11 protein-coding genes and 1 pseudogene are annotated in these 12,482 nt (G+C 69.0%); 2 read left to right on the forward strand and 10 right to left on the reverse strand.

Features of this window, described 5'->3' with window-relative positions:
• Positions 1-7: 7 nt before the first annotated feature.
• The 9 genes and pseudogenes from BMG07_RS25605 to BMG07_RS25645 all read right to left on the reverse strand — a co-directional run bounded on the left by BMG07_RS25605 (position 8) and on the right by BMG07_RS25645 (position 10,361).
• Positions 8-1,483: an amidohydrolase family protein gene (locus BMG07_RS25605; protein WP_198086896.1), complete on the reverse strand. Its 1,476-nt coding sequence runs from the start codon at positions 1,481-1,483 to the stop codon at positions 8-10.
• Positions 1,476-2,375 carry a MurR/RpiR family transcriptional regulator gene (locus BMG07_RS25610; RefSeq protein ID WP_198086897.1) on the reverse strand — a complete coding sequence of 300 codons (900 nt, stop codon included), beginning with the start codon at positions 2,373-2,375 and terminating at the stop codon, positions 1,476-1,478. Before BMG07_RS25610 ends, BMG07_RS25605 begins: the two co-directional genes overlap by 8 nt.
• A gap of 10 nt (positions 2,376-2,385) precedes the next feature.
• A complete protein-coding gene (locus BMG07_RS25615; RefSeq protein ID WP_198086898.1) occupies positions 2,386-3,687 on the reverse strand; it encodes an amino acid deaminase in 1,302 nt (433 codons plus the stop codon).
• The gene (locus tag BMG07_RS25620) at positions 3,684-4,670 is read right to left on the reverse strand and encodes an ABC transporter ATP-binding protein (RefSeq protein ID WP_198086899.1); all 987 of its coding nucleotides are present in this window, start codon (positions 4,668-4,670) and stop codon (positions 3,684-3,686) included. The genes BMG07_RS25615 and BMG07_RS25620 overlap by 4 nt, the downstream gene beginning before the upstream one ends.
• Positions 4,667-5,704: an ABC transporter ATP-binding protein gene (locus tag BMG07_RS25625; protein ID WP_198086900.1), complete on the reverse strand. Its 1,038-nt coding sequence runs from the start codon at positions 5,702-5,704 to the stop codon at positions 4,667-4,669. The genes BMG07_RS25620 and BMG07_RS25625 overlap by 4 nt, the downstream gene beginning before the upstream one ends.
• Positions 5,704-6,543, reverse strand: coding sequence for an ABC transporter permease (locus BMG07_RS25630; protein ID WP_198086901.1), 840 nt, complete (start codon positions 6,541-6,543; stop codon positions 5,704-5,706). Before BMG07_RS25630 ends, BMG07_RS25625 begins: the two co-directional genes overlap by 1 nt.
• Before the next feature lie 3 nt (positions 6,544-6,546).
• Positions 6,547-7,487 (reverse strand): annotated as a pseudogene (locus BMG07_RS25635) (ABC transporter permease).
• 11 nt (positions 7,488-7,498) lie between these two features.
• Positions 7,499-8,764, reverse strand: coding sequence for a lactonase family protein (locus BMG07_RS25640; protein WP_198086902.1), 1,266 nt, complete (start codon positions 8,762-8,764; stop codon positions 7,499-7,501).
• Positions 8,765-8,780: 16 nt separating this feature from the next.
• Positions 8,781-10,361, reverse strand: coding sequence for an ABC transporter substrate-binding protein (locus tag BMG07_RS25645; protein ID WP_269759379.1), 1,581 nt, complete (start codon positions 10,359-10,361; stop codon positions 8,781-8,783).
• Positions 10,362-10,552: 191 nt separating this feature from the next.
• Here BMG07_RS25645 and BMG07_RS25650 point away from each other — a divergent pair, with 191 nt between their 5' ends.
• The gene (locus BMG07_RS25650) at positions 10,553-10,942 is read left to right on the forward strand and encodes a RidA family protein (RefSeq protein ID WP_198086904.1); all 390 of its coding nucleotides are present in this window, start codon (positions 10,553-10,555) and stop codon (positions 10,940-10,942) included.
• 4 nt (positions 10,943-10,946) lie between these two features.
• On the opposite strand, the gene BMG07_RS25655 is transcribed toward BMG07_RS25650, so the two are convergent.
• Positions 10,947-11,543 carry an ATP-dependent Clp protease proteolytic subunit gene (locus BMG07_RS25655; RefSeq protein ID WP_198086906.1) on the reverse strand — a complete coding sequence of 199 codons (597 nt, stop codon included), beginning with the start codon at positions 11,541-11,543 and terminating at the stop codon, positions 10,947-10,949.
• Between the two features lie 102 nt (positions 11,544-11,645).
• On the opposite strand from BMG07_RS25655, the gene BMG07_RS25660 reads away from it, so the two are divergent.
• Complete coding sequence (locus BMG07_RS25660; RefSeq protein ID WP_198086905.1) at positions 11,646-12,422, forward strand: sigma-70 family RNA polymerase sigma factor; 777 nt, start codon at positions 11,646-11,648, stop codon at positions 12,420-12,422.
• Positions 12,423-12,482 lie beyond the last annotated feature (60 nt).

The following is a 12,482-nucleotide window of genomic DNA, read 5'->3' on the forward strand; positions in this document are numbered from 1 at the left end:
CGGGCGTTCAGCTCCCGCGCGTCAGCATGCGCCCGGCGCGCGCCAGCACGCGCGCCTCGGGCTCGCCGCCGCGATAGGCCAGCACGCCGTTCACGAACACGCGCTCCACGCCCAGGCTCACGCCGTGCGGCTTGTCGTAGGTGGCGGTGTCGGCGATGGTCTCGGGGTCGAACACCACCACGTCGGCCATGGCGCCCGCACGCAGCAGGCCGCGATCGGCAATGCGCAGGTTGCGCGCGGTCATTCCGGTCATCTTGTGCACGGCCTGCTCGAGCGTGAACAGCTTGCGCTGGCGCCAGTAGCGCGCGAACACGCGCGGGAACGCGCCCCACAGGCGCGGATGCGGATGCCGGTCGTGCGGCAGGCCGTCGCTGCCGATCATGGTGAGCGGGTGCGCAATGACGCGCTCCACGTCTTCTTCCTGCATCTGGAAGTAGCAGGCGCCGCCGGGCTTCAGGCGCAGGCAGGCCTCCTGCTCGGTGGTGCCCCACTCGCGCGCGATGTCGGAGATGAGCCGGCCCGTCATCTCGGGATGCGGGTCGGACCAGGTGAGCAGCACGTCGATCACGCCGTCCACCAGGTCCTCGCGCAGCACGGTCGAGCCGGCCACGTAGGGGTACACGTCCATCGCGATCTTCTGGCGCTGCGCGAGCGACTCGATCAGCGGCAGCGTTTCCTTGGTGCGGCCCCAGTTGGCGGGGCCGGCGCACTTGTGGTGCGAAATGACGAGCGGCACGCCGGCGTTGAAGGCCGAGTCGCCGGCCTCGTGCAGCGCCTCGATGATCTGCTGCATCTCGCTGCGCAGGTGCGTGGCATAGACGCCGCCGTGGCGCGCCACGACGCGGGCCAGCGCGGTGACTTCCTCGGCCGGCGCCGCAAAGGCCTCTTCGTAGAACAGGCCCGACGACATGCCGTGCGCGCCGTCGGCCATGCAGCTGTCGAGCAGCGCTTCCATGCGCGCCAGCTCGTCGGCGCTGGCCGGACGGTCGAGCGCCTGCATGGTCGCGAAGCGCAAGGTGGTGTGGCCGACGAGCGCGGCCACATTGAGCGCGGGTTGCGTGGCGTCGACGGCCGCGCGGTACTCGGCCATGGTCGCGTGCTTGAACGAATCGGCGCCCAGCAGCGTGAGCGGTGGCTGCGACTGCGGCGTGCGGTACGGCGCGAGCGAGATGCCGCAGTTGCCCGTGACCACGGTGGTGATGCCCTGCGACACCTTGGGCAGGCACAGCGGGTCGCGCAGCACGATGGCGTCGTCGTGCGTGTGCGCGTCGATGAAGCCGGGGGCGATGACCTTGGCGCGGCAGTCGACCACGTCGATGTCGGCCAGCGTCAGCCCTTGCGGCAGCCGCTCGCGCAGGCCTTCGCCGAGCGCCACGATGCGGTCGCCCTGCAGCAGCACGTCGCCGGGCCATGAAGGGCCGCCCGAGCCGTCGACCACCAGGCCGCCTTCGAGCAGCGTGGCTTTCTTCGATGCGTCAACCATGCTTGATTCCTCCGCCGTCCCAGCTCTGCAGCGGATGCGTGGTCGCATCGATGCCGTGCCGCTGGAACGCATCGCGCGCGCGCTGCAGGCGCTGCACCGCGGGCTCGCCGCGCCGTTGCGCCACGAGCACCGTCAATATCTCGATGGCCGTGAGGTGCGTCAGGTAGGCGTCGATGCCCACGTGCATCACCGCGTCGTCGGGCACCGACAGGCCCAAAAGAAAGTCGGCCTTGGCCGCGAGCGCCGTGCCCGGCCGCGTGAGCGCGACCACCTTGGCGCCCTGCCCGCGCGCGATGTCGACCGCGTCGAGCAGCGAGGGCATGCCGCCCACGTGCGAGATGGCGATCACCACGCCGCCCGGGCGCTGCGCCGCCCCGGCCACCTGCTGCAGGTGGTAGTCGGCCCAGGCATTGGCCGACAGGCCCAGGCGGAACAGCCGCGCCTGCAGGTCGTTGGCCATGAACCACGAGGTCGCGCCCGCGCCGTACAGGTCGACGTGCGGCGCGGCCGCGATGGCCGCCACGGCGCCGTCGAGCACCTGCATGTCGAGCTGCCCGCGCACGCCCGACACCGAGGCCGCCGCGCTGCGCGCGATCTTGCCGACCACTTCGTCGGCCGCGTCCTCGATGTTCACGCGGCGGTGCAGCGGCGAGCCGCCCAGCGCCAGCTCTTGCGCCAGCGCAAGCTTGAACTCGCGCAGGCCGGCAAAGCCGAGGTCGCGGCAGGTGCGCATGATGGTCGGCACCGAGCTGCGCGAGCGCTCGGCCAGTTGCTCGAAGCTTTCTTCGAGCACGCGGTCGGGGTCTTCGAGGATCAGGTCGAGAATCGCGCGCCGCGTCGCCGGGGCGTCGCTGCGGATCTGCGCGATTTTCTGGAGCAGGGAGGGGGTCATCGGTGCGTGCTCAGAAGTGCATGGCGACGGCGTCGCTCACGCGGTAGTCGTTCTCGACCACCGGCATCCAGTGCCATTTGTCGAAGGTGGTGCAGGGGTGAGAAATGCCCAGGCCCACGCGGTCGCCGACCTGGGGCGCCTCGCCCTCTTCGCTCGCGTCCCAGCGCAGGTAGGCGTGCTGGTCGTTGAGCGCGGTGATCTTCCAGCCCGTGGGCACGGCCTGCGGCTGCAGCGCGCCGCGCGCCGCGCGCGCGATGGGCACGGGCAGCGAGAGGTCGAAGGAGATGTCGCGCTTGCCCACGGCCAGGATCGCCAGGCCGGGCTCGGGGCGCGACTGCACGGTGGCCCAGACTTCCATCGCGGGCACCAGGCTTTCGCCGCACCCGCAGCCCAGGCGCTCGTCGACCGCGCTCACCATGCGCTTGTAGAAGCCGTGGTCATGCGTGACGTAGCAGCCCGAGCGCAGCAGGCCGCGCACCGGCGAGGCGAGCGCGGGCTTCAGCCGGCCGGCCACGAGGTCGAAGATGGCCGAGCCGCCGGCCGAGACCAACACCTCGTCGGTCTCGAACAGTTTGTGCGTGTCGCAGTGGCGCGCCACGGCTTCGACGCGGTCCATCAGCGTGTTGGCATAAGCGGTGTCGGGCTCGCTGGCGCCGGTGGCGCCCTGGCCTTCGTAGGTCTCGATGCCGACCAGCTTCACGGCGCTGCTGGCGCGCAGCCGCGTGGCCAGCGCGACGGCCTCTTCGTGCGTGCGGCAGCCGGTGCGCGCGCCTTCGACGCCGATCTCCAGCATCACCTCGAAGGGCACGCTGTCGGCATGGCGCGCGGCCCAGTCTTCGATGAGCGCCAACTGCGCCAGCGAGTCGACCAGGAACACGATGCGCAGGTCCGCGTGCGCGCCCAGCAGCAGCTGGATGCCGCCCAGGTCTTCGTCGCTCACCACCTGGTTGGCGATGAGCGTGCGGCGCGCGCCGGCCGCCACGCCCACGGCCAGTTGCGTGACGGTGGCAAAGGTCAGGCCCCAGGCGCCGGCGTCGAGCTGGCGCTGGAAGAGCTGCGGCGACATGGTCGTCTTGCCGTGCGGCGCGAGGTCGATGCCCCATTCACGCACGCGCGACTGCATCCACGCCAGGTTGTGCTCCAGCGCCTCGCGCTTGAGCACGGCCAGCGGCAGCGGCAGGTCGCCGGCCAGCACGTTCCAGCCGGCGGCGCCGATCTCGCTGCGGCGGCGCGGTGCCTGCGTGCGCGGGTAGCCTTTGAAACGTTCGTTGAGAAGCGGATCGTTGAAGTCGTTGGCGGCGGTCATGGTCATGCGGCAATGTTGGAGAGCAGTTCTTTGCGGATGCAGGCGCTGTAGTGTCCTGCCGAAATTTCTTCGAGGGCCGGCACGGTCTGCGCGCAGGCCTCGATAGCGTGCGGGCAGCGCGTGCGGAACACGCAGCCCGAAGGCGGCGAGATCGGGCTGGGAATGTCGCCCTTGAGCGCGATGCGTTCGGTCGACAGCTCGGGGTCGGGCTTGGGGCTTGCGGCCAGCAGCGCCCGGGTGTAGGGGTGCGAGGGGTGCGCGAACAGCTCGTCGGTGGTGGCCACTTCCATCACCTTGCCCAGGTAGAGCACCACCACGCGGTCGCACAGGTATTCGACCACGTCGAGGTCGTGCGAGATGAAGAGCATCGTCAGGCCGAGCCGCTCGCGCAGGTCGGCCAGCAGGTTGATGACCTGCGACTGAATGGACACGTCGAGCGCCGACAGCGGCTCGTCGGCCACGATGAACTCGGGCTCCACCGCCAGCGCGCGCGCCACGCCGATGCGCTGGCGCTGCCCGCCCGAGAACTCGTGCGGGAAGCGGCTCGCGTGCTCGGCGCGCAGGCCCACGGTTTCGAGCAGTTCGGCAATGCGCTTGTCGCGCGCGGCCGCGCCCTTGTGCAGCCCGTGCGTGGACAGCGCTTCGCCCAGGATCGCGCTGATGCGCATCTTCGGGTTCAGGCTGGCGTACGGGTCCTGGAAAATGATCTGCAGCTTGCTGCGCAGCTTGCGCATGCGCTCGCCCGACAGCGCGCCGATGTCGTCGCCGCGGTACAGCACCTGCCCACTCGTGCGCTCCAGCAGCCGCAGCACGGTGCGCCCGATGGTGCTCTTGCCCGAGCCCGACTCGCCCACGAGGCCCAGCGTTTCGCCGGGCTGGATCGCGAACGACACGTCGTCGACCGCGCGCACCGGCCGGTCGCTGCTGCCGAAGTATTTCTTGAGTCCGCGGACTTCAATGAGAGGAGAGGAAACAGAAGCGGCGGTCATGCGGCTCTCGCGAGAGTGTGGGTGGGCTGCACACGAATGCAGCGTGCCTGGCGGTCTTGCCGGATGTCGATGAGCGGCGGCATCGCGGCGCTGCATTCGGGCAGCGACTGGCCGCAACGCGGCTCGAAGGCGCAACCCGGCGGCGGCGCGAGCGGGCTCGACACCTGGCCGCGAATGGCGAACAGGCGCTTGGGTTTGGGCTGGCCGGGAAGCCGCGCCTTGCCGGGCAGACAGGCCAACAGGCCTTGCGTGTACGGGTGCTCGGGCTGCGCGAACAGCGGCCGCACCGGCGCGCTCTCGACCACGCGGCCGGCATAGAGCACCACCACGTCGTCCGCATGGTGCGCGACCACGCCGAGGTTGTGCGTGATGAACAGGATGCTCATGCCCGTCTCGGCCTGCAGCCGCCGCATGAGCTCGAGGATCTGCGCCTGGATGGTCACGTCGAGCGCGGTGGTGGGCTCGTCGGCGATCAGCAGCGTCGGGTCGCAGGCCATGGCCAGCGCGATCATCACGCGCTGCCGCATGCCGCCCGACAGCTGGTGCGGGTACTCGTGCACGCGCTGCGCGGCGGCCGGAATCTCGACCAGCTCGAGCATGCGCAGCGCATGCGCCATGGCCGCCTTGCGGTCGAGCCCCTTGTGCAGCCGCACGCTTTCCGCGATCTGCTCGCCGATGGTGAACACCGGGTTCAGGCTCGTCATCGGCTCCTGGAAGATCATCGACAGCTGGTTGCCACGCAGCGAGCGCATTTCGCGTTCGTCGATCTTCAGCAGGTCGAGCGTCTTGCCTTCGCGCGTCACGAACGAGGCCGTGCCGCTGACCTGCGCGTTCGCGGTCTTCGGCAGCAGGCGCATCAGCGTGAGGCTGGTCACCGACTTGCCCGAGCCCGATTCGCCGACCAGCGCGGTGGTCTTGCCCGGCTGGATCGAAAAGCTCACGTCGGCCACCGACCGCACGAGGCCGTCTTCGGTCGGAAAGCTGGTGCTCAGGTTGCTGACCGCGAGACGCGGGGTGTTTTGTTCGTTCGTCATCACGAGGTTTTCTTGAGCTTCGGGTCGAGCAGGTCGCGCACCCCGTCGCCCAGCAGTTGCAGCGACAGCGCCGTGAAGATGATCGCAAGCCCCGGGAACAGCACGACCCAGAAAGCCTGGTGCGCGTACTGCTGGCTGCCCGCGACCATGGTGCCCCAGGTCGGGATCTCGGGCGGCACGCCGACGCCGAGGAACGACAAGCCGGCTTCCGCCAGGATCGCGTACGCGAAGATGAACGACACCTGCACCAGAATCGGCGACATCAGGTTCGGCAGGATGTGCCGCCACAGGATGCGCGACGTGCGCACGCCCAGCGCGCGCACGGCTTCCACGAACAGGAGCTCGCGCACCACCAGCGTCGATGCGCGCACCACCCGCGCCACGCGCGGCGTGTAGACCAGCACCAGCGCCAGCACCGTGTTGATCAGCGACGGCCCGAGTATGGCCACCAGCGCAATGGCCAGCAGGATGTCGGGAAAGGACATCATCGCGTCGACCACGCGCATCAGCGGCGCGTCGAGCCGGCGGAAGAAGCCGGCCACCAGGCCCAGCACCGTGCCGGCAACGACCGCGCCCAGCGCAGTCAGCGCCGCAATGGCCAGCGAGTAGCGCGCACCGTGCACGATGCGCGAATACATGTCGCGGCCCAGTTCGTCGGTGCCGAGCAGGTGCTCGGCGCTCGGCGCCTTCAGGCGTTCCAGCACGGCCGTGTCGTTGGGGTCGGCAGAGGCGAACAGCGGCGCGCCGATGGCCATGACGGCAATCACCAGCAGCACCAGCGCGGACACCATCACGATGCGGCGATGCATCAGCTGGCGGAGCATTCGGGGCATTTGCATGGCTCAGACCTTCACGCGCGGATCGACCACCGCATACAGCAGGTCGATCGAGAAATTGATGAGCACATAGATCGCGGCAATCACGAGCAGCGCGCCTTGAATGACGGGGTAGTCGCGCCGCAGCACCGCACTGACCACGAGGTTGCCCACGCCGGGCAGCCCGAACACCGTCTCGGTGATGACGGCGCCGCCGATCATCAGCGCGACCGTGAGACCGATCACCGTGACGATGGGCACCAGCGCATTGCGCAGCGCGTGCTTGAGCACGACCACGCTTTCGCTCAGGCCCTTGGAGCGCGCGGTGCGCACATAGTCTTCACCGAGCACGTCGAGCATCGAGGCGCGCGTGAAGCGGATGATGAGCGCCGAGTTCAGCAGGCCCAGCACCGTGGCCGGCAGCACCAGCGAATGCAGCCGCTCGGCCAGCGCCGCGTCGGGCGCGCCGTAGCCCGACACCGGGAACCAGCCGAAGGACACCGCGAAGATCTGGATCAGCACGATGCCCAGCCAGAAGCTCGGAATGCTCGCGCCCAGCATCGCGATGCCGGTGAACAGCTGGTCGACGATGCGCCCACGGAACACGGCCGAGACGATGCCGCACGGCACGCCGATGAGCGCGGCAATGGCCACGGCCATCAGCGCGAGCAGCGTGGTGGGTTCGGAGCGCTCCCACAGCGCCTGCGTCACGGGGCGCTGCAGGAAGATCGAGGTGCCCAGGTTGCCTTGCAGCACCTCGCGCAGCCAGTAGCCGAACTGCACGGGCAGCGGCTTGTCCAGGCCGTACTCTTTTGCACGCGCGCGATGTCGGCCGCGGTGGCCTGGTCGCCCAGCAGCACCGACACCGGGTCGCCCGAAGCCGCGCGCGTGAGCACGAAGACGAGCACCGCCACGATGCCCAGCACGACGAGCATGCCGGCCAGGCGGGAAGCTATGTAACGGAACAAGAGAGACCCCTTCAGCGCGAGAACTCGATGGCAGCGGCGCTGCCCACCGCCACGTACTGGCCGGTGAACTTGACGTCGCCCCCCTGCACGCGGAACACCGTCACGTTGTCGCCCTGCTTGTTGTGGCACACGTAGAGGAACTTGCCGCTCGGGTCGAGCGTGCAGCTGCGCGGGTAGTTGCCGCGCGTCCATTCCTCGCGCACCAGCGTGGGCGCGCCGGTGCGGGCGTCGAGCTTGAAGAGCGAGATCGAATCGTGCAGCCGGTTCAGCGACACGAAGTGCTGGCCGTCGGGCAGCATGCGAATGCCCGAGGCGTAGCTCGTGCCCTTGAAGCCTGGCGGCAGCGCCGAGGTTTCGCTCACTGGCGTGAGCACGCCGCTGGCATCGTCATAGCGCATGAAGGCGATGGTCGAGGCTTCCTCGTTGACCAGGTAGAACCACTTGCCGTTCGGGTGGAAGATGAAATGGCGCGCGCCCGAGCTCTCGGACACGGCCACCGTGCCGGGCTGGCTCAGCACGCCGGTGCCGCGGTCGAAGCGGTACGAGATGACGCGGTCCAGCCCCAGGTCGGCCACCAGCACGAAGTTGCCCTTCGGGTCGGCATGCACCATGTGCGCGTGCGGGCCGTCGTGGTCGCTGGTGGCAAAGCCTTCGTGCGAGCGCGCGGCGGCCGGCACCACGTCGGCGCCGGGCTTGCAGGCGGTGGCGCCGCAAGCCTCGGCGTCCTTGTAGACGACGGCCGCGCGGTCGGTGTCGGGCGTGCCGTCGGCGCGCAGCGCGATCACGCTGACGTCGCCGCTCGCGTAGTTGGCCGTGAACAGGAAGCGGCCGTCGGGGTGCACGCTGATGTAGGCCGGGTCCTTGCCGCCGCAGGGCATTTCGGCCACGAACGACAGCGCGCCGTTGGCGCCGATGCGAAAGGCCGAGACCGAGCCGGCCTCGAACTCGTTGGCCGCATAGAGCATGGGCAGCGTCGGGTGGCGCGCCAGCGACGCGGGGTTGCGCAGCCTGGCGCCCTCGCCCGTGCTGGCCACGGCCACCGGTGCGCCGGGAATGGGCTTGAGCGCACCGGTCGCGCTGTCGAGCACGAACTGGTGCACGCCCAGCCCGCGCCCGCCGCGCCACGGCTTGCCGCCGTCGCTGTAGGTGCCGACGTAGGCGTAGACCGGGCCGGCGCTTGCGCCCTTGGCGGTAGCGGCCATGGAGGAGTGCAGGCCCAGGGCTCCGAGCCCGGAGGCCAGTGCGCTGGCTTGCAGAAGTTGGCGACGCGATGGCATGGCGGTGCTGCTTTGCTTACTTGATCTTCGCGTTCCAGAAGAACGGCCAGGTCGCGGGCGTGTAGTTGTCCAGCGCCGGGCTCCTGGCCGACAGGCCGTTGAACTTGCCGACGTTGATGTACGGCACTTCGTCATAGACCACCTGTTGCACCTTGCCCCACAGCGCGCCGCGCTTGGCGGGGTCGCTCTCGGTGTTGAAGGCCTGCAGCGCCGCCTTCTTGGCGGGCGTGTCCCACCAGCCGGGCGCGCCGTCGCCCAGCTGCGGCGGCGAGAGCATGGGCTCGGGGAACTGGCCCGAATGCGTGACGTAGATGTCCCACAGCTTGGCGTCGTTGCGGCGCTGCACCAGCGTGGCCCAGTCGACCACGTTGAGGTCGACCTTGAAGCCGGCGCGCTTCAATTGCTCGGCCATCAGCAGCGCCATGTTGTAGTGAAAGTCGTACTGGCGGCTGGTGAGCACGCGGATCGGCTCGCCCTTGTAGCCGGCCTTGGCCGCCAGCTCCTTGGCCTTGGGTGCGTTGCGCTGGTTGTACTGGTTGACGCCCGAGGCCGAGTAGAACGGCGAGCCCTTGGGGAAGTGGTTGCCCTCGGCCACGAAGAAGCGCGTGTCGCCGAAGCCGGCCGCGAGCATTTCGCCTTCGCCGAGCGCGGTCTGGATCGCCTGGCGCACGGCCGGGTTGGCGGCCACGCCTTCCTTGGTGTTGAGCACGAGGTACGGAAAGCCGAACGACGGCGTCATGATCGGCATGGTCTTGCCGCCCGACTTTTCCAGGCGCGGCAGCGCTTCGACCGGCAGCAGGTCGGCAAAGTCGTACTGGCCGGCCAGCGCGCCTTCGACGCGCGTGCTGGCGTTGGGCACGGGCACGAAGCGCAGCTCTTCGATGGCGGCTTCGCGCTTGCCGCCATAGCCGCTCGCGGGCTCCTTGCGCGCGCTGTACTTGTCGAAGCGCGTGAGCAGCACGAACTGGTCGGGGCGGCGCTCCTTGAACTTGTAGGGGCCGGTGCCGACGAAGTCTTTCAGCGGCGAGGCGATCGAGTCCTTGGCCATGATGGCGGCCATGCCGCTGGGCAGCGCGAGCTGCGACAGCAGCGGCGCATAGGGCTCCTTCAGCACCACTTCGACGGCCAGCGGGCCCTTGGCCTTGAGGCTGTCGATTTCCTTGCCCACGGCCTTGCCGCGCGGCGACTGGTCCATCCAGCGCTGCAGGCTGGCCACCACGTCGTCGGCCGTGAGTTCGCGGCCGTTGTGCAGCATCACGCCCTTGCGCAGGGTGATGGCGTAGGTCTTGCCGTCGGCGGAGATCTTGGGCATGCCCTCGGCCAGCATGGGCACCACGTTCCACTTGCCGTCGAAGGTGTAGAGCGTTTCGTACACGTGCTGCATGATGGTGCCGACCAGGTCGGCGGTCGATGCCATCGGGTCGAGCGTCTGCGGCTCGGCCACCATCGCCAGGGTGGCGAAATTGCGCGGGCCCTGGGCATGGGCTTGCTGGTGGGGCAGCGCGGCGCACAGCATCGCGAGCAGGGACGCACCGAGCAGGCTGCGCCTGGACAGCGTGGGCAGGGAAAGGCGCAGGGCTGGACCGACGTGGGGCATGGGGAACTCCTTCATGGGGCGGGCGAGTTTGTGAAAGAAATTTTCTTTTCGGCCCGGACTTTGAAGCAGTATTCATGCCAAATCATCCGTGTTAACCCTTGTTCAAGGGTTATTCTGAAATAGATTTTCAGATTGGACGGATACTCGCGGCTCCCCTTCCCTCCAGTCTTTCAACACCCCAGGAGTCCTCCATGCCCCTCGAATACCTCGGCGCCCCGCCCCTTGCTTCCGACCGCCAGGTGCGTCCGTTCTCCCCGGCCGTGCGCGCCGGCGACTTCGTCTACGTGTCGGGCCAGGTGCCGGTCGACAAGAACGGCGAACTCGTGGTGGGCGGCATCGAGGCGCAGACGCGCCAGGTGATGGAAAACATCAAGACCGTGCTCGCGCTGGCCGGCGCCACGCTGGACGACGTGTGCAAGAGCACCGTGTGGCTGCAGGACGCGCGCGATTTCGGTGCCTTCAACCGCATCTACATGGGCTACTTCGGCGAGAACAAGCCCGCGCGCTCGACCACCGAGGCGCGCCTGATGATCGACGCGCGCGTCGAGATCGACGTGGTGGCCTACAAGCCCAAGGCCTGATCGATCAGCCCCGCAGTTCGGTCTTGCGCTGGATGATGCGCGAGACCAGCCCGTATTCGACGGCCTCCTCGGCCGACAGCCAGCGGTCGCGCTCGATGTCGGCCAGCACCACGTCGATGGGCTTGCCGGTCTCGCGCGCGATCTCGTGCGCGATGCGCTGGCGGGCCTTGATGATTTCCTGCGCCTGGATGGCGATGTCGGTCGCCTGCCCGCCCGCCCCGCCGCTGGGCTGGTGAATCAGGAAGCGCGTGTTGGGCAGGCACACGCGGCGCTCGCGCGGCGCCGCCAGGAACAGGTGCGTGGCGGCGCTGCCGACCCAGCCGGTGCCGATCATATGCACCGGCGCGCTGATGAAACGCACGATGTCGTGAATGGCATCGCCCGACTCCAGGTGCCCGCCCGGCGAGCTCACGAGGATGTCGATGGGCTTGTCGCCGCTGTCGGCGTCCAGCGCGATGAGCCGGCGCGTCACGTCGGCCGCCGCGGCGTCGGTGATGGTGCCGAAGATCAGCAGCGTGCGCGACTTGAAGGCCTTCTCCTCCAGGTAGGAATTGCGCGGCTCGGCGGTGGCCGCGGGCTTGGTGTCGTCGTCGGTTTCCATTGAGAACATGGGGGACATGAAGAAAGCTCCTGTGGGTTGAACTGTCTTGACGAACAAGCCCACAGTTTCGTGACATCGAGGCCGCTGTGGCAAGCTGCGCCGATGCTCGATGAACGCTATCTCTCGCAGTTGCCCGCCCTGAGGGGCCGGCTGGTTCGCGCGGCGACGCGCATGCTCGGCGGACTGGCCGAGGCCGAGGATGTGGTGCAGGAGACTTACCTGCGCGCGCTCGAGGCGGGGGATGAAACCGGTCTTGATGAAGCGCAGGCGTGGCTGACCACGGTGATGCAGAACCTGGCGATCGACCGGCTGCGGCGGGAGGGGTGGATGCGGCGGTGGCTGCGGGATGCGGCCTTGCAGGACCTTGCGTCGGAAGCCCCCTCGGCGGAGGCCGAAGCGGCAATGGCGCAGTCCACCGAGCAGGCGCTGCGCCTGCTGGCCGCAAGGCTGTCGCCCATCGATGGCGCGGCGGTGCTGCTGCGCGAAGTGTTCGAAGCCAGCTTCAAGGAAATTGCCGAGGCCAGCGGGAAGACCGAAGCCGCCTGCCGGCAGCAGTTGCATCGCGCGTTGCTGCGGTTACGACAGGGCAAGAGCGACGGCGATGCGGGGTCGTCGGAGGCGGCCTTCCACGTGTACCGGCAAGCGCTGCAGGACTGTGATGCGCGCGTGCTGATGGCGATGCTGCGGCAGCCGCCGGCACGGGCGCTTTCGATGTCCGCCGCGGGTGGGGCCAAGGCGCCGCGCACCGTGTGCCAGGTCATGCAGATCGGCGGCCGGCTCGGGCTGGTGCTGACGCTGGGCGGGAAGGTCTTGTGCGTGCTGCCGCTCGATGCAAGACCGGCGGACCAGGAACAGGAAGCGGCCCTGTCTTTGTACTAGCCCCTTCCCCCTCCGGGGGAAGGTCGGGATGGGGGCCGCGCGGCCTCGAGGCTGCGTGGC

Origin of the sequence: Variovorax sp. E3, from assembly GCF_016082275.1 — a bacterium.
In the GTDB taxonomy this organism is placed as follows: Bacteria; Pseudomonadota; Gammaproteobacteria; order Burkholderiales; family Burkholderiaceae_C; genus Variovorax.

Excerpts from the sequence above, each read along its gene's own strand:
- BMG07_RS25660 (WP_198086905.1), top strand. The coding sequence starts at position 11,646 with ATGCTCGATGAACGCTATCTCTCGCAGTTGCCCGCCCTGAGGGGCCGG.
- BMG07_RS25605 (WP_198086896.1), bottom strand. The coding sequence starts at position 1,483 with ATGGTTGACGCATCGAAGAAAGCCACGCTGCTCGAAGGCGGCCTGGTG.
- BMG07_RS25645 (WP_269759379.1), bottom strand. The coding sequence starts at position 10,361 with ATGCCCCACGTCGGTCCAGCCCTGCGCCTTTCCCTGCCCACGCTGTCC.
- BMG07_RS25620 (WP_198086899.1), bottom strand. The coding sequence starts at position 4,670 with ATGACCGCCGCTTCTGTTTCCTCTCCTCTCATTGAAGTCCGCGGACTC.
- BMG07_RS25655 (WP_198086906.1), bottom strand. The coding sequence starts at position 11,543 with ATGGAAACCGACGACGACACCAAGCCCGCGGCCACCGCCGAGCCGCGC.
- BMG07_RS25640 (WP_198086902.1), bottom strand. The coding sequence starts at position 8,764 with ATGCCATCGCGTCGCCAACTTCTGCAAGCCAGCGCACTGGCCTCCGGG.
- BMG07_RS25630 (WP_198086901.1), bottom strand. The coding sequence starts at position 6,543 with ATGCAAATGCCCCGAATGCTCCGCCAGCTGATGCATCGCCGCATCGTG.
- BMG07_RS25615 (WP_198086898.1), bottom strand. The coding sequence starts at position 3,687 with ATGACCATGACCGCCGCCAACGACTTCAACGATCCGCTTCTCAACGAA.
- BMG07_RS25625 (WP_198086900.1), bottom strand. The coding sequence starts at position 5,704 with ATGACGAACGAACAAAACACCCCGCGTCTCGCGGTCAGCAACCTGAGC.
- BMG07_RS25610 (WP_198086897.1), bottom strand. The coding sequence starts at position 2,375 with ATGACCCCCTCCCTGCTCCAGAAAATCGCGCAGATCCGCAGCGACGCC.
- BMG07_RS25650 (WP_198086904.1), top strand. The coding sequence starts at position 10,553 with ATGCCCCTCGAATACCTCGGCGCCCCGCCCCTTGCTTCCGACCGCCAG.